This window comes from Exiguobacterium sp. s143 (genome assembly GCF_018618895.1).
GTDB lineage: Bacteria > Bacillota > Bacilli > Exiguobacteriales > Exiguobacteriaceae > Exiguobacterium_A > Exiguobacterium_A abrahamii.
Genome location: NZ_JACSMX010000002.1, coordinates 192,109 through 216,155 on the forward strand (window position 1 = coordinate 192,109; position 24,047 = coordinate 216,155).

Here is a 24,047-nt window from a genome sequence, read left to right on the forward strand (position 1 = left end):
GATGCGTGCACTAAAAGAATTCCCTCTCTGAACAAGCCGGAAACAGCTATCTTCTTTCTTTATTGTACCTTGAATGTTTTCTAAGGAGGATAGGAAGTTGCTAGAGTTGCACCAATAATTGGCGGGCGCTATAATAAGACAGTTGATTAAGGCGTAATTATTCCGTTTTACGAAAACGGAAGGAGTGGAAATAAATGGAAACACCAATCATCGAGATTGATCAAGTCAGCTATGATTACCCAGATCGTCGGGTGTTGAATCAAGTCTCGTTTCAGGTCGAGCAAGGACAATTTTTAGCCATTGTCGGGGAAAATGGATCCGGAAAATCGACGTTGATCAAATGTATATTAGGGTTATTGCAACCGAAAGGAACGATTCGTTTATTTGGACAATCCCAATCACAATTCAATGAATGGTGGCGGATTAGCTATGTTTCGCAAAAAGCGGCAGCGTTCAACTCCGGTTTTCCGGTGACTGTCGCAGAAGTCGTTGAGATGGGACTGTACGCCAAAAAAGGACTCTTTCGTCGCTTATCTCGCGACGATCGAGACAAAGTACGAACGGCCCTCGAAACGGTCGGAATGTGGGAGCGACGAGATTCAAAAGTCGGCGACCTATCCGGTGGTCAACAACAACGTGTTTTCATCGCACGTGCGCTCGTCAACGATCCTGATTTAATGATCTTGGATGAACCAACCGTTGGTGTCGATCAGCGATACGTGAAAGAATTTTATGAGATCTTAGAAGAACTTCGTCGAGATAAGCGCCGGACATTCGTTCTTGTCACGCATGATATTCACTTCGTCAGTAAACTTGTCACGGATGTGATTCATCTGGTCGATGGACGTTTAGGGTGTAACTGTGGCATCAAGGAATACTGGGAACTAGATGAACAGACGATCCGCTCCCTCTATCCGGTTCCGGGACGTGTCCTCGTTCACGAAGGGAAGAGTGTCCAATGATTGAAGCGTTCATGACGTTAAAGTTTTTACAGTACGCTTTAGTGGCTGCCATTCTGATCGGATTCACGGCACCATTGATCGGTTCGTTCGTTGTCGTCCGGCGGATGAGCTTGATCGCAGATGCACTATCACACGTCACCCTTGCCGGAATTGCGCTCAGTCTATTGATCTCTGGAATGGTCGCACAATTAGCGGACTTGAATCCACTGTATTTAGGAATCGTGACGTCGGTCATCGCGGCACTGACGATCGATTGGTTGCGTGCGAAGTACAAGCATTTCCAAGAACTCGCAATCCCGATCATCATGGCGACGGGGATGGGGCTTGGAGCAACATTCATCAGTCTCGCGAACGGCTTTTCAATGGATCTCGTCTCCTTCTTGTTTGGAACGGTCTCGGCTGTCGCCTTGACGGATGTGTACACGATTCTTATCGTGACGGTCGTCGTCGTCATCTTCGTCTTTGCTTTTTATAAGGAATTGTTGTTCCTCTCCTTTGACGAGGAGCAGGCGCGCGTTTCCGGGATTCGCCTTCGCTTAGTGCATATTCTCTTTATGATCGTCGTTGCGCTTGTCATTGCGATCAGTATGCGAATCGTTGGGATTTTGCTTGTCTCAAGCTTAATCACGTTACCGGTTGCGGCAGCACTTCGAATTGCGAAGAGTTTTAAGGCGACGATCTTTTTAGCTATCATATTTGGTGAGGTTGCGACAGTACTCGGACTCATCCTGGCCTATCAGTTCGATTTAGCACCAGGTGGAATGATCGTCTTGCTTGCGGTACTTGAGCTGATCATCGTGATGCTGTTGGAACGTTTTTGGATAGGAGGGAAAACACATGAAGACGAACATCGAACAAGCGCGTGAACGCATGAAGGCTTCCGGGTTTAAAATGACACCGAAGCGTCTCGATTTGCTATCGTATCTGTTTGAAGTGAATCGTTATGTCAGTGCGCGGGAAGTAGCAGAAGCTCTTCGAACGTCTCATCCTTCGTTAAGTTATGATACAATCTATCGAAACTTGAATGACTTTTCGGAAATCGACTTATTAGAAGTGACGGAATTAGACGGTGAGATGAAATACCGAGCAGCTTGTGCTTCAGGACACCATCATCATCATTTGATATGCCGAATCTGCGGCAAGACGGAAACATTGAATGTCTGTCCGATGGAATGGGTTTCTCCGGTCCAAGAGACTGGCTTTGAAGTCGAGGATCATAAGTTCGAAATTTATGGACGCTGTGCGAATTGTCAACGCATGACATCTTAAATGAAAGAGGATGCCCGGTCGGGCGTCCTCTTTTTGCGTTTTAAAAGACTAGTCCTGTTCAAAACGGGAATAGTCGAACAGAGGTGATGAGAAGATGATTTATGATACACAAGAAGCGCGACAAATCGATGAGTGGGCACGGACATCCGGACTGCCACTTGAAGTGCTGATGGAACGAGCTGGAAGTCACATCGCAACACGTATCAAAGAGCGTCATAGGAAGACGGAGCGAATCTTGATTTTATGTGGGACAGGCAATAACGGTGGGGATGGGTATGTCATTGGACGCGAATTGATACGCGACGGATTTGATGTCACACTACATGCACCATTTGGAGAGAATCGTTCGGATACATCTATCGTTCATGTCCATTATGCAGAAGCGTTTGGACTCGTGACCGAACAACCGTGTGGTCAATATGATGTCATTCTAGATGCCTTATATGGAACGGGATTTGATCCAAAGCGGGTGAATCAGGTGTTCGAAGCGCAATGTGAATTCGTATCGGAACAAAAGCGACAAGGGGCACGTATCTATGCAGTGGATGTGCCGAGCGGAGTACCGACGGATCACGCAACGGAATTTAAGGAGACAGCGGTTCGCGCAGACGTGACATTTCAACTGCATGCAATGAAACGATCTGCCTTTTTAATACGGACAGCACCGTTTTATGGCGAATCAGAAACGATTGATATCGGATTACCGACATTTGGTGAATGGCGCGTATCACCTAATGGTGTGACCGCCTTGTTCAAGCGGGAACCATACGGTCATAAAGGAACGTACGGGACGGCTCTATTGATTGGTGGAAGTGAGACGATGCCGGGTTCCATCCAACTCGCGACACGGGCAGCCTTACGAACAGGAGTCGGTAAACTACAAGTGGCAACGACGGCACTTGCGAAACATGGAATCATCGTCCAAGCGCCGGAAGCGATGGTCATTGATCAGACATTACCAGCAATTCAGGAGATGCTCCCCTCCATCTCAGCAGTTGGAATCGGTCCCGGATTATCGCAAGAGGCAGTCGAAACATGGGTGGACTATCTGCTTGAGAGTGATTTGCCGGTTGTACTAGATGCTGCAGCTTTAGTAAAAGAAAGTTATCCCGAACGAACCGCGCCAATCATCGTCACACCGCATATCGGTGAATTCGCCCGGATGACGAACCAGAGTGTCGCAAGTATTCAAGATGATCTTTTTGGTCAGGCAACCGACTATGCCATCTTGCATCAAGTAACTGTCGTTTTGAAGTCCCATGTCATCTTAATCGCGAAACCAGATGGAGGCGGATTCGTAGTCTCTGGTGCATCAAGTGGTCTCGCCAAAGGAGGAAGTGGGGATACGCTGTTTGGCATATTAACCAGCCTTCTTGCACAACATCCAACAGGAGATATCGAAAGAACACTAGCGCAAGGAGCGGAGTGGTATGCACGTGCTTCTCGACAAGTCGAACGACACATGCATCCGAGCAGCTTGCTAGCAACGGATGTCATCGAGGAGTTAGGAAGAGTCGAGCTATAAAAACATCAATTTGAAAGAAAAGTCTTCCACGATACGTATGAGGGAAGACTTTTCTTTTTAGGAAAGAATTGACACATTCCATTTGACAGGAGTATCATCAAGCGATGTCGAAACCTTTATACGGAAAATCAGACGGAAAGGAGGGGGAAAGCATGGAGGATATCGTTCGGAAACAACAATGGTGGATTGGAAATTTTGCCTTATTCATGATGTTCGTTGGTGCTTTGATCATTTATACGACGACAGAAGAGACAATTAAGAATGCGTATTTGAGTCGTTCTGTCATCATTTCATTTTTAATCGTCATGGGTCTATTTATTTTTTATATTAGTCGTCGCAAAATGGAAACCGTTTTGCAAACGCACTTATTGTCTTTGATGTTGCTCGTCGTTCCGATTACATCGATTAGCTTTTTACCTTATGCGGCAGTTACCGTTTGGGCAAGTAGCTTTTTGTTTTTGATGATCGCTTTAATCTCGTATCAACGAATCATGATGTGGTACGCCATCGCGATTGCCATCGCAACTAGTTTGTATGTCATGTGGAATGCCGATACCGTGACGGTAGAAATTGATCCGACAGACCATTATGGACGGATTGGCATGATTGTGATTGGCGTATCGATTGCGCTTGTCATCAATCACTTGCATATTCGCAATTTAAATCGGTTAAATGACCTTGCGATACAATTACACGATACGGCGCGACGTGATGAAGAAACAGGTGTCTTGAATCGCCAAGGATTAAACGAAATTGATTTTCCAATACCCGAACAACAGCTCATTTTTGTCGGGATTCATTTAGAAAACTACTATGAGCTGGCACGTTATTTTGGAGAAGATATTCAGTTACAAGTACTACGCGCCTGTATCGAGCGACTCAAGAGACAACTACCTCCTTATCAAGCTTTTGCTCGGATTGAAGCAGGGACGTTATTGATCGTCATGGAAAAGCCGGACGAGGTGGCGTGTAAGGAAGCGATGGAAGAATTGAGCCAAGAAATCTCTGTACCATACGAAATCGAGGGGCATCATGTCTATGTCAACATATCCATCGTCATTGATAATGGCGAAGGGGCGACCAACAATCGAAAGCGTCGGGTGCAGCAATTATTGACTGCCTTACAAGAAGCAGCGCAACAAAACGAACGTGTGATGTGTATTGACCAAGAATGGCGTAAGGATCAAGAATTACGAGTCAAAGCAGCACAATCCCTAGCCCAAGCTAACATCGAAACGGATTTTCATCTGGTTTATCAATTACAATACGATGTTCAATCAGAGCAATTCATCGGTCTTGAGGCCTTAGTTCGCTGGAAGACCTCGTTACAAGGAGCAGATCGACCATCCGTATTCATTCCGATTGCTGAAAAAAGTGATTTAATCATTCGTCTAGGAGAATGGATTTTTGAGGAAAGCTGTAAGACACGCAAAGCATTGATCGATCTGGTTCCAGACGAGTTTACGTTATCTGTCAACGTATCACCACGCCAGTTGACGAGTGAATCGTTCATGCCGTTCATCGAACGAACGCTACTGAAGTATGCCTTAAAACCGCAACAGATTAAAATTGAAATCACAGAGAGTCAGTCACTTGATTTCGAGAGTCAATCGATTCATCGAGCGCTCAAACGAATCAAAACGCTCGATTTCCCGTTGTCACTCGATGATTTCGGAACTGGTCACGCATCCTATCATGTTCTCGAGCGTTTGTTACCGTTACGTCAATTAAAGATTCCGAAGCAATTCATCGAACAAATCGGTGAATCGGAGAAACGACAATCCATCCTCGAGTCGATTTTTCAACTGAGCCAGTCGATGCATGTCGAATGTATCGTCGAAGGAGTTGAGACAGGAGAAGAAGTACGCATTGCCAAGGAAATCGGTATTCATCTATTCCAAGGTTATTTCTTCGCTAAACCGGTACCACTTGAAGAAATCATCTGTCTACTGCAAAAGACGAATGAAGGAACGGTCCGTTGACCAACAAAAGCCACTTCAGTCCGAATCGCTCGGAGGAGAAGTGGCTTTTTAGTATTCATTTCGATTGATACAGGCGATACTGATTTCGTCCTTGTGCTTTTGCTTCGTACAAAGCGCTATCCGCTTGCTTAAATACTGTTTCAGCTGGTTGTTGATGAGCGTAAGCAATTCCTGCGGATACCGTAATGGATACGGCATGATCTTGCATGACGAAAGGTGTTTGCTGAACGGCTGTTACGATTGTTTCAGCTAGGACGACAGGAGGATGCAGTTCGATGTCTGGAACGATGACGATGAATTCTTCACCACCATATCGACCGACCGTAACGGGTGCCGGACAATGCTCGTTCAATAAGATTGAAAAGTGGCGCAAGACAGCGTCTCCTATCGCGTGACCATGTGTATCGTTTACATTCTTGAAGTGATCCAAATCAAACAAGATGACTCCCCAAGAATCTTTACTCTTTTCGAGCGTTGTGACTTTTTCTAAAATGACATGGCGGTTCGCGAGCCGCGTCAATTGATCGGTCGAAGCAAGATAGGATTGATAAGAATAAAGAACAAAATGCTGCTGAAGAAGTGAAGACAAACGATAAAACAAAAAGGCTCCACCAATCGTTAAAATGAAATATGGAATATAAATCGTTCCCCAGGCATCCGCTGGGGAGTTGCTCATAATCAATCGCGAGAGTACGAGTAGGGAACCGACCGTGACGATGGCAGAAAAGAAATACCCTTGCCGTTTGATGAATCGACGACAAATAAAAGAAAGTACTAGAAATCCAAGTAGTGTGATGACAGAACTAAACAGAGCGTTTAGTGAATCGCCACTATCAATCACGAATCGGTAGATCAAGAGCATCAGCCCTGTCACGGCAATACTGATATTACCACCGAACAAAGCGGACAAAGCGAGTGGTAATAACCGTAAATCAATCAATGCTCCATTTAAGTCGATTGCATTATGCATAAGTAGAATGCCAGTCATACCATTGGAAAGTCCGAAATAGAGACGAGTAGACATTTTTGAGTCAGGTTGAATTGGCAAACGATCACGAAGTAGGTAAAAGGTGAACGTAGAAACGAGAAAAATAATACAGATATTAATAAAAAAGATATTCACTGTCGCAAGCATCACGAAGCCCTTCCTATATCAAAGTTTCAATCTATCGTCATTGTACGATATCAAGTCATGCAATGACATAAAAATGGAAAAAACAGCCTAATCGGCTGTTTTTAACGAATCGGTGCAAATTTTTGAATCTCTAAAACGGCCTCATTCCATGAAGCGACACGAATGACATTATTCGGTACGGCTTTACGGTTATAAGGTGCGTCGAACAAGATTACAGGAATCGATGTGTCTTCTGCGATTTGCACAGCATTCTCTAATCGATCTTCCATGAATAAATCGAGTGATAAATCACGGACGACTTGTACTTTGTCGTGTGATCCCGTCATGATCAAGGAATCAAGAGGAAGTTCGTGTTGTTTGATCCACTCTTCTGTTACAGGACGAACGAGCTCCGATCGTGCTGTTACGTAATGGAGGTCATATTGCTTCCGCAAATTCCATAAGTGGTGGCGAACATGTTCTTGAGGGATGGATTCACGATAAATGCCGGTCTCGTGACCGGAGTTCACCATGTAGTCCCAAAATTCGATTTGATTCATATCGGTATACGTATGCAATTCATACTCGGACGCCTGATTGAAGTCAATCGAAGTTCCGAGATATTTATTCATGTAAGTGAAGCAAGAGGATGGATGTGTGATCGTTCCATCGATGTCAATTCCAATTTTCATTTACAGTCACCCACGTTCTAAAAATTTTTCTTCACTTAGTATAACATAGTCGAAATCGAGATACGAAAAAAGACTCCTCGCGAGGGAGGAGTCTTCAACTTATGCATGGTTCGCTTTTTCGGCTTCTTTTTCAGCCTGTTTTTCGAGAACGATCGCATCGATCTCTTTCTTCAATTCTTCGACCATCGTTGCTTCCGGTACTTTACGGATGATTTCTCCGTGACGGAATAACAATCCTTCGTTTCGTGCACCAGCGATACCGATATCAGCTTCACGTGCTTCACCAGGACCGTTGACCGCACATCCGAGAACCGCAACTTTGATGTTCGCTTGGATGTTTTCGATATAGTCTTCGATTTCTGCAGCGATTGACATTAAATCGATTTCGATCCGACCACATGTTGGACATGAGATCAATGTCGCTGCGTTCGCTGCGAGACCAAATGATTTCAAGACTTCTTTTGCGACTTTTACTTCTTCGACAGGGTCCGCTGAAAGAGATACACGAACTGTATTTCCGATTCCGCGTGACAAGATCGCGCCAAGTCCCGCTGCTGATTTTAATGAACCAGAGCGAAGTGGACCAGATTCCGTAATCCCGACGTGAAGTGGATAGTCGAATGATTCAGAAGCGAGCTGATACGCTTCAAGCGCCAACTGTACGTCTGATGCTTTAAGCGAGACGATGATGTCATGGAAGTCGAGGTCTTCGAGGATCTTAATATGGTGCAAAGCACTTTCGACCATACCACGAGCAGTTGGATAGCCATATTTTTCAAGAATATGCTTTTCAAGTGAACCAGCGTTTACTCCGATACGAATCGGAATGTTTTTCGCTTTTGCTGCTGTAACGACGGCTTCTACCTTTTCGCGACGACCGATGTTACCCGGGTTGATCCGGATTTTATCGACGCCAGCTTCGATTGCCATAAGCGCAAGTTTATAGTTGAAGTGGATGTCTACGACAAGCGGAATGTTGATTCGGCTTTTGATTTCTGCAAGTGCGAGCGCATCACGTTCTTCCGGACAAGCGACGCGGACGATTTGGCAACCAGCTTCTTCAAGACGTAGGATTTCAGCGACTGTCGCTTCGACGTCGTGTGTTTTAGTTGTCGTCATACTTTGGATGATGACTTCATTATTTCCACCAATGACAAGGTCCCCTACACGAACGGGACGAGTCTTAGAGCGATGGACCATTTTCGGCATATCGAAAATCTCCTTTTGTGGCATACCGCCATATTGTTTATGTTTACCTTTTCTATCATATCGAACTATTCCCTAAAAATCGAGAAACAAGAACGAAAATTGAACATTTACAATTGTTTAATGAAAGAAGGGCGTCCGTCAATCCGTCGGACGCCTGATTTTAATACTCATTGAGGTTTACGTGAAGCGCGTGGCTTTGAGGAACGGGCAATCCATAATGGTACTAATGTGTAGACGAAGTGTCCGATTACGAGTATCCCGATTCCGAAGCAAGGGTAATCGAGTTGGTATAGAAGCATACCGAGTGGGAAAGACCAGATATTCGTTGCAACCGTATAAGGAAACGTTTGGCGATATGCCCACGGACGGGGAAGTAACAATCGGACGAACCCCTTCGTTAGATACGCCATAAACAATACGTAAAGTAATACAGCGATTGCGATAAAGATGAAATGAAGGATGAACCAAACGATGATCGGGATGTTTTTTTGTAAAAAGAAGGAATCAATGACCGTCGTCCAAAATGAAATCCAAGCTAATCCACAAAAATAAAGGGAAACATCTGCCAAACGAAGACGCAAAAACGGACGATTTGGAATTAAAGAAGTTTGTAAGTAATTAATCAGTTGACGTAAAAATGACAAGTGAATCACTCTTTCCACTGTTTTATAACAGATTTTAATTGTTTAATTTTTGTTGGTAATAAAGGGTTTTTATGTGATGGTACAGATTAATAAAACCTTAACAAACGGATGTCTCAAAAACTATTTACAAGTTCAACAGACCTTTACATAATGGGGGAGTTGAGAAAATAAACTTTACAAACACATCAATCCACATGAAATAAAGGAGCTGGCAAGATGAACTATGATTTGCAGGAAATGATTTTCACCTTCATAGGTGGACTCGGGATTTTCCTATTCGGTATTAAGTATATGGGAGATGGGCTCCAAAAAACAGCAGGAGACCGATTACGTTATATCCTCGATAAATATACGACAAATCCACTGTTAGGTATCCTAGCGGGTATCGTCGTCACGATTTTGATACAGTCGTCGTCAGGGACGACCGTCATCGTTGTCGGACTCGTTAGTGCGGGTCTGATGAATTTACGACAGGCAATCGGAGTCGTCATGGGGGCTAACATCGGAACAACGATTACGGCTTTCATCATCGGCTTTAACGTCAAGGAAGCTGCGCTTCCAGCAATCGCAATTGGTGCTTTCTTGATCTTCTTCTTCAATAAAGAACGGGTTCAATACATCGGACAGATTTTCTTTGGCTTCGGTGCATTGTTCTATGGTTTGACATTGATGGGCGACGGAATGGCTCCACTTGAGTCAAGTGTCTGGTTCCGTGAGTTGACGGTATCGATGTCGGATAATCCATTGCTTGGTGTATTCGTCGGAACGATCTTTACTGTTCTTGTCCAGTCGTCGTCAGCAACGATCGGCATCTTACAAGAGTTGTACGCTGGTGGCATGATCGATATCAAAGCGGCACTTCCGGTCTTGTTCGGTGATAACATCGGAACAACGATCACAGCAGTACTTGCAGCACTTGGTGCGTCGATTGCAGCTAAACGGACAGCAGCGGCACACGTCATCTTCAACATTATCGGAACAGTATTGTTCCTGATTGCATTACCAATCTTCTCAAGCTTCATTACGTCGATCACAGGCGCGCTTGATTTAGGTCCAAAAATGCAAATCGCCTTTGCACATGGAACATTCAATGTCGTCAATACGTTGATTCAATGTTGGTTCATTGCGCAAATCGCATGGCTTGTACAAAAAATCGTACCGGGTACGGATACGACGATTGATTCGAAACCGCGTCATCTCGATCAGAACATCTTGAACCAATCTTCGGCACTTGCTTTGAATCAAGCAAAGCTCGAAGTATTGCGAATGGGAGAATTCTCGAAAGACGCACTTGCAAAAGCGCACCGTTACACGCAATCGCATGATAAGAAAGATGTTTCAGAATCAGAGCAGATTGAATATGCGATCAACCATTTAAATACAGAAGTCACGAGTTATCTCGTTAAAGTAGCGGCACATGATTTATCAGAGCGTGAATCAAATGAACACTCGTTACTGATGCACGCTGTCAATGATTTCGAACGAATCGGTGACCACGTCGAAAACATCGTTGAATTAGTCGATTTCCAAATCGTCAACCGAATTCAGTTCACATCAGCTGCGAAGAAAGAGCTTGATGACATGTATGCCTTGACGCAAGAAATCGTCGATTGTGCCGTACGCGCTGTCGAAGAGGATGATGTCACACGAGCTCGCAAAGTTCTAGAACTCGAAGGTAAACTCGATGCACTCGAACGGTCATTCCGGAAGCATCACGTCCTTCGTGTTAACGCTGGCGAATGTACGGGACAAGCAGGGATGATCTTCGTCGATCTCTTGTCAAACCTCGAACGAATTGGCGATCACGCTGTCAACATCACGGATCTCGTCCTTGAACAGCGGACGGCTTTAACGAACTAAGTGAAATACGATTTTCTTATGACGGCTGATTTCAAAAAAATGAAATCAGCTGTTTATTTTTTTGAAATAGCATATTGACAAGTTTCGCCACATCTCGTAATCTAGTAAGAGTAAGAAACATACATCATGGCGGTGTAGCTCAGCTGGCTAGAGCGTACGGTTCATACCCGTGAGGTCGTGGGTTCGACTCCCTCCGCCGCTACTATTACTTAAGGACCCTTAGCTCAGCTGGTTAGAGCTGACGGCTCATAACCGTCCGGTCGCAGGTTCGAGCCCTGCAGGGTCCATTCAGTAGAACGCTTCTCGTTGAAAAACGGGAAGCGTTTATTTTTGTTCCCCCGGGGAATAGTAAAGATATTGTAATAATATTCATACTATAGTAACTAAGGGAGAGCGAAGAGAGATGGAACGTAACCATACGATGATGCAGTTTTTTGAGTGGCATGTAGAGAATGATGGGAAGCACTGGCAACGCTTGAAAGAGCGGGCGCCTGAATTACGTGCTGCCGGCATCACGTCCGTGTGGATTCCACCGGCGTCAAAAGGTCAATCGGATGAAGATACAGGATATGGCATCTATGACGTCTATGATTTAGGCGAATTTGATCAAAAAGGAACGGTCCGTACGAAATACGGTACGAAAGATGAACTCGTCGAAGCGATCCAGGTTGCTCGGGAGAACGATATCGCTGTTTACGCTGATGTCGTCATGAACCATAAAGCAGCAGCCGATGAACTCGAGACGATCAATGTCGTCGAAGTCCATCCGGAAGATCGTTCGAAAGAAATTTCAGAAGAGTTTGAAATCGAAGCTTGGACGAAGTTTACGTTCCCAGGACGTAACGGAAAATATTCAGATTTCATCTGGACACATGAATTTTTCAATGGAACGGATTTTGATGCCCGTGAAGAAAAGACGGGTGTCTTTAAAATTTCCGGTAAAAATAAAGATTGGAATGATCAAGTCGATGATGAATTCGGAAACTATGACTATTTGATGTTCGCGAACATCGATTATAATCACCCGGAAGTCCGAGAAGAAATGATCCGCTGGGGACATTGGTTCCAAGAAACAATTGATTGCCAAGGTTTCCGACTCGATGCCATCAAACATATCAACTATGAATTCGTTCATGAATTCGCAAAATCAATGATTGAAAAAAGTGAAGGTGACTTCTATATGGTCGGTGAGTTCTGGAAATCAGATCTCGATGATTGTCGTCATTTCCTTGATAGCGTCGACTATACGATCGATTTGTTCGATGTTCCGCTTCATTATAAGTTCCATGAAGCTTCGAAGCTGGGACAGGAGTTTGATATGACGACATTGTTTGCAGATACCCTTGTCGAATCACACCCGACGAATGCCGTCACGTTCGTCGACAATCACGATTCTCAACCGGGGGAATCACTTGAGTCGTGGGTGGATGACTGGTTCAAACAACACGCTTACGCGGCGATTTTACTTCGTAAAGACGGTTACCCATGTGTCTTCTACGGTGACTATTATGGAGTGCAAGGACCACATCCGGTAGAAGGGAAAAAAGAAATGATCGATGCTTTACTCTATGCACGGTATCACAAAGCATATGGTGAGCAAGAAGATTATCTCGATGATCCACATTGTGTCGGTTGGGTTCGTCGTGGAGTTGAGGAAATTGAGAACTCTGGCTGTGCGGTCTTATTGTCGAATGCCGATATGTGTGAAAAACGGATGTTCGTTGGTGAAGAACGGGCAGGCCAAGAATGGTTCGACTATACGAACCATCAAGATCACCCTGTCGTGATCGACGATGAAGGATTTGGTGTCTTCCCAGTTCCAGGTGGTGGTGTCTCAGTTTTTGCTCCACGAGAAGTCAAGTAAATCCGAGGGTCTTGACTTGCGTCAACACAGGTTCTTTTGCTAGTCTTAAAGGGTATTGAAGTTTTCGAAAATAGCACAAAGGGGGACATGAACATGTCAAAATTTGAATTACCAGAACTCGGCTACGCTTATGATGCGCTTGAGCCACATATCGATGCTCGTACGATGGAGATTCACCACACGAAACACCACAACACGTATGTCACGAACGTGAATGCGGCGCTTGAGGGTACAGAACATGAAGGAAAGTCACTTGAAGAACTTCTTCAAAACTTGGATGCTCTCCCAGCAAACATTCAAACTGCAGTCCGTAACAACGGTGGCGGTCACTGGAACCACTCATTCTTCTGGAAACTGTTGAAGAAGAACGATGGCGCTGCTCCAACAGGCGAACTCGCGACAGCAATCGACGAAGCATTCGGATCATTCGATGCATTCAAAGATGCATTCGCGAAAGCAGCAACAACTCGTTTTGGTTCAGGTTGGGCTTGGTTAATCGTTGACGGTGGAAAATTGGCGGTCGTTTCGACACCAAACCAAGATACACCAGTCATGGAAGGCAAAACACCAATCCTCGGTCTTGATGTTTGGGAACACGCATACTATCTCAACTACCAAAACCGTCGTCCTGATTACATCAATGCGTTCTTCAACGTCGTTGATTGGGATCACGTAGCGAAGCTTTACGCTGACGCGAAGTAATGTGAAAACTAGCGTATCGTTCAATTGTGAACGATACGCTTTTTTTAATGCGGAAAATGATGGGATAGGTTGTTATGGAAAGTTTCCTTCTATATAATGAAACAAGATGACTTTTGAACGATAGGGGAGTACGCCATGGCTAAACGAATTACCGTACGAGGAAGACGGCGTAATCATCTGCCGCTTCGTCTGAATTTAATGTTCTTCGTCGTTTTTTTATTGTTTGCGATTTTGATTTTCCGTTTAGGAGTCGTGCAAATCGTCAATGGTGAGAAAATTTCGCGGGAAGTTCAAAAAACAGAAATGATCGCATCAAAATATGAAGTGCCACGCGGAAAGATTTATGACCGGGATGGTCGTCTTTTGGTTGATACGATTTCTAAATACTCAATCGTCTACCGTCGAGCACAAACGACGAAAGTCGATGAACGCATTGAGATTGCACAGCGTCTTGCAGCAATCATTGATCTACCGAAAAAAGATTGGAAAGTCACAGAGCGTGATATTAAGGATTTCTGGATCGCGACGAACACGAAAGAGTCTGATCGTCGTTATCAAGAAGCCGTCAAACAGAAATATCCTTCAGCAGAAGCACAAAGTAAACTATCAATCGCAGAACAGGATCAAATTCGATTAGATGCGATTACGAAAGACGATATTGATTATGACGATCAAACAATGGAAGTCATTGCGATCAAACACAACATGGAAGTCGGTTACGCGCTTGATCCACAACTCGTCAAACTCGGTGCTTCCGCAAAAGAGATGGCAATCATCGATGAAAATCTAGAAGATTTAAAGGGTGTATCGGTGGAACCGTTCTACGAGCGTTCTTATCCATATGAAGGAACACTTCGGAATATCTTCGGGAAGTATTCGAAGATTCCAGCAGAACAACAAGCGGAGTTCAAAGCAAAAGGCTACAGCTTGAATGACCGTGTCGGAACATCATTCCTTGAACAACAGTATGAAGATCTACTGCGCGGGAAACCCGCATACGATGTGTATGAGACGTTCAATGGAGAGCCGGTCGGTGATCCAAAACGCGAGGAAGGCGAGTCCGGTAAAGATCTCGTTCTGACCGTGGATGCGGAATACAACAAACAAGTCGACCAAATCATGCAACAAGCCATTAAAATGGGACGTGGCATGGGTAGTCGTTATCTAAAAGAAGGTTACGCCGTCGTCATGAATCCACAGACAGGTGAGATTCTTGCGATGTCTGGTCAAAAGTTGGATCCAGCAACTGGTAAGTTTTCGGATGTCGCAATCAATAACGTCTTAACGTCGCTTCAAATCGGTTCGACGATCAAAGGTGCAACGGTTGCGATGGGGCTCGAGGAGGGCGTTATCCGTCAAAACGAAGTCATCAATGATGCTCCGATTACAATCGGGGGTACGAAAAAAGCATCGTACGTCAACATGGGAGCAATCACGGATTTAACGGCACTTGAGCGTTCATCAAACGTTTATATGTTCAACATTGCGATGCGGATGGCGAAGTACCCAAGTAACGGTATTGCCGGAGCGAGTGTAGACGGAGCAGCTGCGATCATGCAGAATTACTATAGTCAGTTCGGGCTTGGAGTGACGACGGGTGTAGATTTACCGTACGAAGCAAAGGGTGTTCAAGGAACACCTGACCGTGTCACGCTACTCATGGACCGAGTCATCGGACAATATGATGCCTTTACGCCGCTACAAGTCGCACAGTATATTTCAACGCTTGCCAACGGTGGCTATCGTGTTCAGCCGCACTTCTTAAAAGAAGTTCTCGCGTCGAATTCGATTGAAAAAGGGACAAAACAAGTTGATTATAGTTTTAAGACGAATTATTTGAATCGAATTGAAGTCAGTCAAGATAACATTGATCATGTTCGTGAAGGATTACATCGCGTTGTCAAAGGAGAGCGTGGTACAGCAAAAATCATCGCACAAACCGGTATTGATGCAGCTGCGAAAACAGGTACAGCGCAGGTTAGTGTCTATGGTGACGATGGAATCGCCTTACGTGATGGAAGTGGACAACCAGTTCGTTCATTGAACTCGAACCTTGTCGGCTGGGCACCGTACGATAATCCAGAGATGGCATGGGCTGTGTTCCTTCCTTATATGGAACAAGAAACCGTTAACTCGAAAATCGGTCACGATCTTGTCAAAGCGTATTTCAATGTGAAGGACGTACCATGGCAAACTAAGCCAAATTAACTAGATGGAAAACGAGAGTGAGCAATCACTCTCGTTTTTTTTGTTTGCATTGACCTTTTTTTCTAATGGATTTCGAATTGTAAACACTAAAAAACACGCCTTTACAATTCTTTTACGTTGGATTCATTTCGTTTTAATAGTTCATCCGTAGTATAAGTCTTGTAAGGAAAACGGATAAAAAGTCGTAGCATCGTCAGCGACATACTTTCGAGGAGGAAAATTAATCATGTCTTGGATGAAAAAAACAGCACTCATCACAACGGTAGCATCAATCGCAGTAGTGGGGGCAGCATGTGGTAACGATAAAGGCGGTTCTGCTAGTTCATCTGATTTAAAAGGAAAAATCGCAATCGACGGTTCTTCTACTGTCTTCCCGATCATGGAAGCTGTCGGTGAAGAATATTCAATGGAACAACCTGACGTAGATGTCACAGTCGGTGTCTCTGGTACAGGTGGCGGATTCAAACGCTTCGTCGTTGGTGAAACAGATCTTTCAAACGCGTCACGTGAAATTAAAGAAGAAGAAGCGGCTGAAGCGAAAAAGAACAACATTGAATTCACGAAAATGGCACTCGCATATGATGGTTTGACTGTCGCAGTCAGCAAAGAAAATACATGGGTAAAAGAACTCTCAATGGAGCAACTCGAGAAAATCTGGCTCGATCCGAACATCAAGACTTGGAAAGATGTCGATTCTTCTTATCCGGCTGAACCATTGAAATTCTTCAGCCCAGGGAAAGATTCAGGAACATTCGACTTCTTCTCTGAGGAAGTACTTGAGAAAAAAGACATGCGTAAAGATGTTCAATTATCAGAAGACGATAACGTTCTCGTCAAAGGTGTTGAAGGAACGAAAGGCGCAATCGGATACTTCGGTTATGCGTACTACGCTGAGAATAAAGATAAGTTGAAGGAAGTACCACTTTCTGCTGAAGGAAAAGACGCAGTCGATCCAACACCAGAAACGATCAAAGATCTTTCTTATCCACTGTCACGTGAAATCTACACGTACATCAATAACAAATCGATGAAAGACAAAAAACAAGTCGCTGACTTCGTTCAGTTCACGAACGAAAACGCTGGTGATCTTGCTGAAGAAGTCGGATATATCAAAATGCCGCAAGATCGTTACGATGAAAACGCAAAAGCAATTGAAGACGCAATGAAATAAATCATCGAGTCATGAGGATGGCCCAACCGGGGAAGTCTGTACCGGTTGGGTCCCGTTCTCATGTCAAGAAGGAGTAGGGAGTGAAGAAGGATGAGTTCAACACAAAATAAATCGGTTCGCGAGCTGATTCAACAGAACCGACAGCAAAAATATAGTATGAAAAACGTCATGGAACGCGTCATGCCAATCGTGTTATTCCTTTGTGCGTTCGTCTCGGTCGTTACGACCATCGGCATCATTCTCACGTTAGTCATTGAAACAGAGCACTTCTTCGAAGTCGTTCCGTTCAAGGAATTCTTCGGCAGTACGAGCTGGTATCCACTCAACTCACAACCAGAGTATGGAATTTGGCCACTTGTCGTCGGTACGCTTGAGATTACCGTGATTGCGATGCTAGTTGCCGTGCCGATCGGCCTCACATCAGCGATTTATTTAAGTGAGTACGCGTCAGACCGCGCACGCCGTATCTTAAAACCAATTCTTGAAGTGTTAGCAGGTGTTCCAACGATCGTCTTCGGATTCTTCGCATTGACGTTCGTCACACCATTACTCGTAAAATTAATTCCAGGTATTCAAATTTACAATGCGCTCAGTCCGGGGATCGTCGTCGGGATCATGATCATTCCGATGATCGCTTCGATTTCTGAGGATGCAATGAGCTCCGTTCCGAAAAAAATTCGCGATGGTGCGCTTGCACTCGGTTCGACACGTCTTGAAGTTGCATTGAAAGTCGTCGTTCCAGCTGCTTTATCAGGGATCATTGCATCGATCGTACTCGGTATGTCACGGGCAATCGGTGAGACGATGATCGTAACGATCGCTGGTGGTTCGAATCCGACAGCTGCGATCGATCCACTCGAGCCAGTCCAAACGATGACAGCGTATATCGTTCAGGTCGCCCTAGGTGATGCTGGATTTGGAACTGTCGAATATTACAGTATCTATGCGGTTGGTACACTCTTGTTCGTCTTCACATTAGTGATGAACTTACTTGCGAACTGGATCACACGCCGCTTCAGAGAGGAGTACTAAGATGGCCTTACCAGAAAAGCAACCTGTCTCAAAGAAATTCATCGATCCGGTCGCGGTGAAGAAATCCATTAGCCAGCGACTCGTCGTCAACAATGTCACAAAAGTCATTTTCCTTGCTGGACTGTTCTTCGGTCTCGTCGTCTTAGGTATTCTCTTGTTCGGCGTCATCCGTGACGGTGCATCATGGTTATCACTTGAGTTTCTACAAAATGCACCATCACGCCGTTCGGAACGTGCCGGGATTTATCCGGCGTTAATGGGCTCCATCTTCTTGATGCTCCTCATCATCCCGATGATTTTCATCATTGGTGTCGGGGCAGCGATTTACCTAGAAGAGTACGCGAAAAAGAGTCGGATGACTTCATTCATCGAAGTCAACATCTCAAACCTTGCAGGTGTACCATCGATCGTCTTCGGCTTACTTGGTTTGACGTTCTTCGTACGTAACATGGGCTTCGGTTCAACATTGATTGCAGGAGCATTGACACTCGCGTTGATGAGTCTTCCGGTCGTCATTGTCTCGTCCCAAGAGGCAATCCGTGCCGTTCCACAAGCGATGCGTCATGCATCACTTGCACTCGGTGCTTCGAAATGGCAAACGACGTTCAAAGTCGTTCTTCCGGCGTCACTACCGGGTGTCATCACTGGGATCATCTTGGCTGTATCTCGAGCGATTGGTGAGACAGCACCACTCATCATGGTCGGAGCTGCGATTTTCATTGCTCGTGCGCCAGAAAGTATTTTCTCAGAGTTCACAGCATTACCGATTCAAATCTACAACTGGACAAGTCGTCCACAAGCGGACTTCCAAGGACTTGCAGCGGCAGGCATCATCGTCTTAATGGTCATCCTCTTGACGATGAACTCACTTGCAATCTGGATCCGGAACCGATTCTCAAAACGCTACTAATCGAACGAGATAGATAGAAGGGATTTCTTTTAAGGAGGAAGACAGATGATGGATACGAAGCTGAATACGAAATCAGTCGTTACAGAAGGGACAGAGCGTATGAACCAACCAGTAGCAGCACGTGAGAGCGTCTATAACGTCAAAGACTTAAACTTATGGTACGGTGACGATCATGCGCTGAAAGATGTTAATCTCGATATTAAGAAAAATGAAGTCACGGCAATCATTGGACCGTCTGGTTGCGGGAAATCGACATTCATCAAAACATTGAATCGAATGGTCGAACTCGTTCCGATCGTACGGACGAATGGTGCAATCGAGTATCACGGACGTAATATCTTTGATAAAGAATACGGTGTCGAAGAATTACGGACATCGGTCGGAATGGTCTTCCAGCAACCGAACCCATTCCCAAAATCAATTTATGACAACATCGCTTATGGTCCCCGTGTCCACGGTGTCAAAAACAAAAAAATCCTCGATGAGATCGTCGAACGCAGTTTACGTCGTGCAGCGATCTGGGATGAAGTCAAAGATCGTTTGAACGAAAATGCCTATGGTCTTTCTGGTGGGCAGCAACAACGTCTTTGTATCGCACGTTGCCTTGCAATCGAACCAGATGTCATCTTGATGGATGAGCCGACATCGGCACTTGACCCGATTTCTACATTAAAAGTAGAAGAACTCGTCCAAGAATTGAAATCAGACTACTCGATCATCATCGTGACACACAACATGCAACAGGCTGCACGTGTTTCGGACAAAACAGCGTTCTTCTTGAATGGTGAAGTCGTCGAGTTCGATCAAACAGACCGGATCTTTGGAAATCCGAGTGACAAACGGACGGAAGATTACATTTCAGGACGATTCGGATAAGAAGGGGAGACGAGACGAATGGCAGCGAACCGTACGATTTTTGGAGAAAATCTTGCAATACTCGATCAAAAGGTCTTTTTACTGGCTCGTAAGACGATGCAACAGATCGCAACAACGGCAGAAGCACTCGAAAAATATGATCAAGACATCGCGCGTGGTGTCATCGAAAACGATAATGAACTCGATGATCTTGAACTTGAAATCAACGATGATGCGATTTTATTAATCGCGAAGCAACAACCCGTTGCGACGGATTTACGACGAATCATCACCGCGATGAAAATTTCGTCGGATCTCGAACGGATTGCAGATTATGCGGGGAATATCTCAAAAGCGGTTCTTCGTGTCGAAACGTTCCCGTATGTCATTGATATCTCTTTGTTGAAGGAAGCATTCGAGACATTACTGGATATGACGGAAACTGCGATCGTCGCCTATCGTGACGGAGATGTCGAGAAAGCAAAAGCCTTGTCTGATCTCGATAACGTCATTGATGAGACGACATATAAGGCACTTCGCCAGTACATGCGTCATATGTCACTTCAGCCGATCGTCGTCGATGAAGTCATGCAATTCACGAACATTTGCCGCTACATCGAGCGGATGGGTGATCACTTGACGAACGTCGGGGAGCATCTGATCTATCTCGAAAAAGGAAAACATTATGATTTAAACGGATGAATCAAGTAGGCAGGAGGAATTTCCTCTGCCTACTTTTTTTGTAAAGGGATTCGAAACACGTTTGTAGAATAGGAAAGAAGTGAATAATGACAGAGAGGTGATTGGGAATGCTTGAGCAAATCATTAAAATGAAGGAACAAGGGCTGACAACAAAACAAATCGCAGCTCAATTGGATACGACTGAAGGGAAAATCAAATATGCTTGGACTAAATATCGTAAATCGTTAACAGAACAACCTTCTGTAGCAGCGCCGAAAGTAAAATCAAAAACGGTCAAGCAGACAAAAAAGTCGACTGCACCGGTATTAGACGTCGTACCGTCTGTGCAAGTGGTACCTTCGCTAGAACGTGACGCGTTTGGAATGGCGACACATTACGAGGATGACATCCTCCACGCCATCGTTCAGTCACCGACAGCGTTATACGTCTACTGGGAATTATCTGAACTGTCGAAACAGTTGCTAGAGACGCACTATCACACGACGTTTGATTCGTTCCGTAAAGAATTACGCATCATTGATGTCACGCTTGTTGAATATGAACAAGGACAGGCAAATCGGACGTATCAATTCGAGCTACCAGAAATGACGAATGCTTGGTTCGTTCGACCAGTCGCCCCGAATACTACATACATCATCGAATGGGGCATTCAAACGATCGACGGGGACTTTGTTCCAGTACTGCGTTCAAAACCAGTCGAAACGCCACGTGACGAGCCAGTCACGGATGGACGGTTCGCGGAAGTCGTGCATCATTGGCAATACGGAGAGGTCGAACAACCGGAATGGGTCGAAGTATTACGCCCTTATTCCTATTTCGATCGCGTCCGGTAATGGAATTAGAGAGAGGGAAAGGAAGAGAAGCTATGCGAAAAGGATATTTTTCACTCGTCTTACATGCACATTTACCATATATCCGTCATGAAGAGGCACATCGTCTAGAAGAACGGTGGATGTATGAAGCGATTTCAGAAACCTATATCCCATTATTGTGGGAGGTCGATCGCTTGTCACGTCCGCTCGGCTGGACGGTCAGCATTTCGCCACCCGTCATCGAGATGCTTGCCGACCCATTGATTCAAGAGCGGTATATCGAGCATATCGAGGATACGTTACGTTTGATTCGCCAGGAACTAGAGCGAGAGCTTGCTCAAAAGGAACGAGATGCGCTTCTATTCTATCAAGAACGCTATCAAGATTTATTGAATACGTTCCTTCACTGGGAAAAAGATTTGAACCGCGCATTCCGTCATTACAAGGAGCAAGGTTATCTCGATTTGATTACGTGTACAGCGACGCACGGATTCAGTCCGCACATGTTGTCCGAACAAGCGGCACGTTCTGAAATTCAGACGGGATTGAACTGTTTCGAACGTCATTACGGATTCCGTCCATCTGGTCTTTGGATGCCAGAGTGTGCGTATACGCCAGGACTTGATCGTATTTTGTATGAAGAGGGCATTCGTTATACATTCGTTGACGAACATTCCATCTTAAACGCGGATCCGTCACCGAAACACGGAATCGGAGCACCTGTCTATTCGCCGCACGGTGTGGCACTGTTCCCGCGTGATCAAATCATTTCCGGGAAGATTTGGAGCTCTGTCATCGGATACCCGGGTCATCCGGATTACCGCGAGTTTTATCGTGACCTTGCGTACGATCGAGAGTGGGATCAAATCGCTGAGTTCATGCACCCGGAAGGCTTACGTTATGATACAGGATTGAAATTGCATCGCGTAACAGGAGAAACGGATCAAAAAGACTATTACGTCCGTGATTGGGCATGGCAACGGACAAGTGAGCACGCAGCAGACTTCGCACAAGCACTCGGTGAACATTTAGATGCGCATCAAGGACAAGACTTCCCACCATTCCTTGTCACAGCACCATTTGATGCCGAATTGTTCGGTCACTGGTGGTTTGAAGGTCCCGACTTCCTCGGTAAAGCGATGGAACGTTTAGAAGACCAAGGAATTGAGTCGATTTCACCGGCGATCTTCCTCGAACGTCACTTCCAAGACATCGACACGGCACACGTCGCGATGGGAACGTGGGGACGAAAAGGCTACGCGGAAGTCTGGATCAACGAACGGAATGACTGGATGATTCGTCATCTCCATCAGCTTGAGAAGAGACTAGCAGGTGTCGTAGCTCGAAATCGTCATCAAGATGCATTGACTGTCAAAGCGAAGCGTCAACTCATTCGAGAATACCTCCTTGCTGTCTCGAGCGACTGGCCATTCATCCTCGATGGACAGACGACAGCGCAATATGCTGCGAATCGTTTCCGTGAGCACATCTTACGTTTTGAAGAAACCGAGCGTCGACTGGATGCGGAGGAGCTGACGGTGGAATGGTTGGATGATCGATATCGCGAATATCCTTTCCTTCAAGATTCAGATATTGAACCGGATGTCTTCTTGACGGCACATGATTACTACGTGGCAGTGAAACGTGAGAAATCTTGGAATACAGACGCCATCTTATTGTTCGTCCGACAATATGATGCGTCAGACCGGCCAGCTTCAGAGCTCGCTCGACGGCTCGCTGCTGCTGGTGAGAACGTCTATGTCGTCACGGAACATCCGGAAGCGTATCGATTTGAAGAAGGTGTTCACGTTTACGGAGTGCAAGTGACAGGTCTACCGCTCGTTCAGACCTATAACCAACTGGCGGCACTAAATTTAGCCTTCTTACGCCAAGCGCAAGCCTTGAGTAAGATCGTTGATTTCGCAGTTATCCACAACTTCAACATGGAGACCGCATCAGCTGCCCAAGCTATCGCGAAGATCAAAGAGTTGCCACTTGTCAGTAACGTCTACGATGTCGAAAGTGAGCGTTCTCCTGATCGTTCAGGTGGTCTGGTCGTTGCCTTAAAACGACTTGAAGGAGATGCGTTGCGCCAATCAGCGGTTGTTTATCTAGAACGAGAAGAGTCACGTCACGGGGTGGAGCAAGAGTATCACGTCGAAAAGAAGCCGCTGCGTTTTGAAGAGAACCTTGAAAAACCATATCAACACGTGACGAATCCGAAAAAGAACGGATGAACAGTTGCAATTCCTTTCCTTTCTTGGTACGATACTTGAGTATGCTTAACCTTATGTAAAGCAAAATCACTTGATACATCGAGAGCTAGATAGGAGGGAATCCCATGCGCGTTAAAATCACATTAGCTTGCACTGAAACTGGTGACCGTACTTATATCACTAAAAAGAACAAGCGTAACAACCCAGAGCGTCTTGAGTTGAAGAAATACAACCCACGTCTCCGTAAGCACACACTTCACCGTGAAGTGAAATAATTGAGATGGAAGCCGTCACTTCGTGTGATGGCTTTTTTTGTGG

Annotated in this window: 21 protein-coding genes and 2 tRNA genes; 19 read left to right on the top strand and 4 right to left on the bottom strand. The window is 45.2% G+C overall.

Annotated features, from left to right (window positions below; genetic code table 11):
- Window positions 1-194: 194 nt before the first annotated feature.
- The 5 genes from KNQ03_RS09205 to KNQ03_RS09225 all read left to right on the top strand — a co-directional run bounded on the left by KNQ03_RS09205 (window position 195) and on the right by KNQ03_RS09225 (window position 5,738).
- Window positions 195-962 carry a metal ABC transporter ATP-binding protein gene (locus KNQ03_RS09205; protein WP_023467526.1) on the top strand — a complete coding sequence of 256 codons (768 nt, stop codon included), beginning with the start codon at window positions 195-197 and terminating at the stop codon, window positions 960-962.
- Window positions 959-1,828: a metal ABC transporter permease gene (locus KNQ03_RS09210; RefSeq protein WP_064300309.1), complete on the top strand. Its 870-nt coding sequence runs from the start codon at window positions 959-961 to the stop codon at window positions 1,826-1,828. Before KNQ03_RS09205 ends, KNQ03_RS09210 begins: the two co-directional genes overlap by 4 nt.
- The gene (locus KNQ03_RS09215) at window positions 1,800-2,231 is read left to right on the top strand and encodes a Fur family transcriptional regulator (protein ID WP_023467528.1); all 432 of its coding nucleotides are present in this window, start codon (window positions 1,800-1,802) and stop codon (window positions 2,229-2,231) included. The genes KNQ03_RS09210 and KNQ03_RS09215 overlap by 29 nt, the downstream gene beginning before the upstream one ends.
- A gap of 94 nt (window positions 2,232-2,325) precedes the next feature.
- Window positions 2,326-3,756, top strand: coding sequence for an NAD(P)H-hydrate dehydratase (locus KNQ03_RS09220; protein ID WP_214724443.1), 1,431 nt, complete (start codon window positions 2,326-2,328; stop codon window positions 3,754-3,756).
- Window positions 3,757-3,908: 152 nt separating this feature from the next.
- Window positions 3,909-5,738 (top strand): GGDEF domain-containing phosphodiesterase, encoded by a 1,830-nt coding sequence (locus tag KNQ03_RS09225; RefSeq protein WP_214724445.1) that lies wholly within the window; start codon window positions 3,909-3,911, stop codon window positions 5,736-5,738.
- A 55-nt stretch (window positions 5,739-5,793) separates the two neighbouring features.
- On the opposite strand, the gene KNQ03_RS09230 is transcribed toward KNQ03_RS09225, so the two are convergent.
- From KNQ03_RS09230 to KNQ03_RS09245, 4 genes are all read right to left on the bottom strand, one after another.
- Window positions 5,794-6,873 carry a GGDEF domain-containing protein gene (locus KNQ03_RS09230; RefSeq protein ID WP_256443273.1) on the bottom strand — a complete coding sequence of 360 codons (1,080 nt, stop codon included), beginning with the start codon at window positions 6,871-6,873 and terminating at the stop codon, window positions 5,794-5,796.
- Between the two features lie 101 nt (window positions 6,874-6,974).
- Window positions 6,975-7,544 (bottom strand): hypothetical protein, encoded by a 570-nt coding sequence (locus KNQ03_RS09235; RefSeq protein ID WP_251133342.1) that lies wholly within the window; start codon window positions 7,542-7,544, stop codon window positions 6,975-6,977.
- A gap of 99 nt (window positions 7,545-7,643) precedes the next feature.
- Window positions 7,644-8,753 (bottom strand): flavodoxin-dependent (E)-4-hydroxy-3-methylbut-2-enyl-diphosphate synthase, encoded by a 1,110-nt coding sequence (gene ispG / locus KNQ03_RS09240; RefSeq protein WP_023467533.1) that lies wholly within the window; start codon window positions 8,751-8,753, stop codon window positions 7,644-7,646.
- A 167-nt stretch (window positions 8,754-8,920) separates the two neighbouring features.
- Window positions 8,921-9,406 (bottom strand): hypothetical protein, encoded by a 486-nt coding sequence (locus KNQ03_RS09245; RefSeq protein ID WP_214724449.1) that lies wholly within the window; start codon window positions 9,404-9,406, stop codon window positions 8,921-8,923.
- A gap of 207 nt (window positions 9,407-9,613) precedes the next feature.
- Between KNQ03_RS09245 and KNQ03_RS09250 the strand changes: the two genes are divergently transcribed.
- From KNQ03_RS09250 to rpmG, 14 genes are all read left to right on the top strand, one after another.
- Window positions 9,614-11,257, top strand: a complete 1,644-nt coding sequence (locus KNQ03_RS09250; RefSeq protein ID WP_214724451.1) for a Na/Pi cotransporter family protein — start codon at window positions 9,614-9,616, stop codon at window positions 11,255-11,257.
- 128 nt (window positions 11,258-11,385) lie between these two features.
- Window positions 11,386-11,459: transfer RNA gene (locus KNQ03_RS09255), tRNA-Met, on the top strand.
- Between the two features lie 11 nt (window positions 11,460-11,470).
- Window positions 11,471-11,544, top strand: a tRNA-Ile gene (locus tag KNQ03_RS09260).
- 116 nt (window positions 11,545-11,660) lie between these two features.
- Window positions 11,661-13,121, top strand: coding sequence for an alpha-amylase (locus KNQ03_RS09265; RefSeq protein WP_149426957.1), 1,461 nt, complete (start codon window positions 11,661-11,663; stop codon window positions 13,119-13,121).
- 93 nt (window positions 13,122-13,214) lie between these two features.
- Window positions 13,215-13,823 carry a superoxide dismutase gene (locus KNQ03_RS09270; protein ID WP_064300301.1) on the top strand — a complete coding sequence of 203 codons (609 nt, stop codon included), beginning with the start codon at window positions 13,215-13,217 and terminating at the stop codon, window positions 13,821-13,823.
- 135 nt (window positions 13,824-13,958) lie between these two features.
- Window positions 13,959-16,031: a peptidoglycan D,D-transpeptidase FtsI family protein gene (locus tag KNQ03_RS09275; RefSeq protein ID WP_214724453.1), complete on the top strand. Its 2,073-nt coding sequence runs from the start codon at window positions 13,959-13,961 to the stop codon at window positions 16,029-16,031.
- Window positions 16,032-16,257: 226 nt separating this feature from the next.
- The gene (locus KNQ03_RS09280; RefSeq protein ID WP_047396434.1) at window positions 16,258-17,202 is read left to right on the top strand and encodes a PstS family phosphate ABC transporter substrate-binding protein; all 945 of its coding nucleotides are present in this window, start codon (window positions 16,258-16,260) and stop codon (window positions 17,200-17,202) included.
- Between the two features lie 90 nt (window positions 17,203-17,292).
- The gene (gene pstC / locus KNQ03_RS09285; RefSeq protein ID WP_047396437.1) at window positions 17,293-18,234 is read left to right on the top strand and encodes a phosphate ABC transporter permease subunit PstC; all 942 of its coding nucleotides are present in this window, start codon (window positions 17,293-17,295) and stop codon (window positions 18,232-18,234) included.
- Window position 18,235: 1 nt separating this feature from the next.
- Complete coding sequence (pstA, locus tag KNQ03_RS09290) at window positions 18,236-19,144, top strand: phosphate ABC transporter permease PstA (RefSeq protein WP_029341063.1); 909 nt, start codon at window positions 18,236-18,238, stop codon at window positions 19,142-19,144.
- Between the two features lie 99 nt (window positions 19,145-19,243).
- Window positions 19,244-20,020 (top strand): phosphate ABC transporter ATP-binding protein PstB, encoded by a 777-nt coding sequence (gene pstB / locus KNQ03_RS09295; protein WP_053454494.1) that lies wholly within the window; start codon window positions 19,244-19,246, stop codon window positions 20,018-20,020.
- 18 nt (window positions 20,021-20,038) lie between these two features.
- Window positions 20,039-20,701: a phosphate signaling complex protein PhoU gene (gene phoU / locus KNQ03_RS09300; protein ID WP_050678392.1), complete on the top strand. Its 663-nt coding sequence runs from the start codon at window positions 20,039-20,041 to the stop codon at window positions 20,699-20,701.
- A gap of 107 nt (window positions 20,702-20,808) precedes the next feature.
- Window positions 20,809-21,534, top strand: coding sequence for a DUF4912 domain-containing protein (locus KNQ03_RS09305; protein WP_064300297.1), 726 nt, complete (start codon window positions 20,809-20,811; stop codon window positions 21,532-21,534).
- A 32-nt stretch (window positions 21,535-21,566) separates the two neighbouring features.
- The gene (locus KNQ03_RS09310) at window positions 21,567-23,750 is read left to right on the top strand and encodes a 1,4-alpha-glucan branching protein domain-containing protein (protein WP_214724455.1); all 2,184 of its coding nucleotides are present in this window, start codon (window positions 21,567-21,569) and stop codon (window positions 23,748-23,750) included.
- Window positions 23,751-23,854: 104 nt separating this feature from the next.
- A complete protein-coding gene (gene rpmG, locus KNQ03_RS09315; RefSeq protein WP_012369771.1) occupies window positions 23,855-24,004 on the top strand; it encodes a 50S ribosomal protein L33 in 150 nt (49 codons plus the stop codon).
- Window positions 24,005-24,047 lie beyond the last annotated feature (43 nt).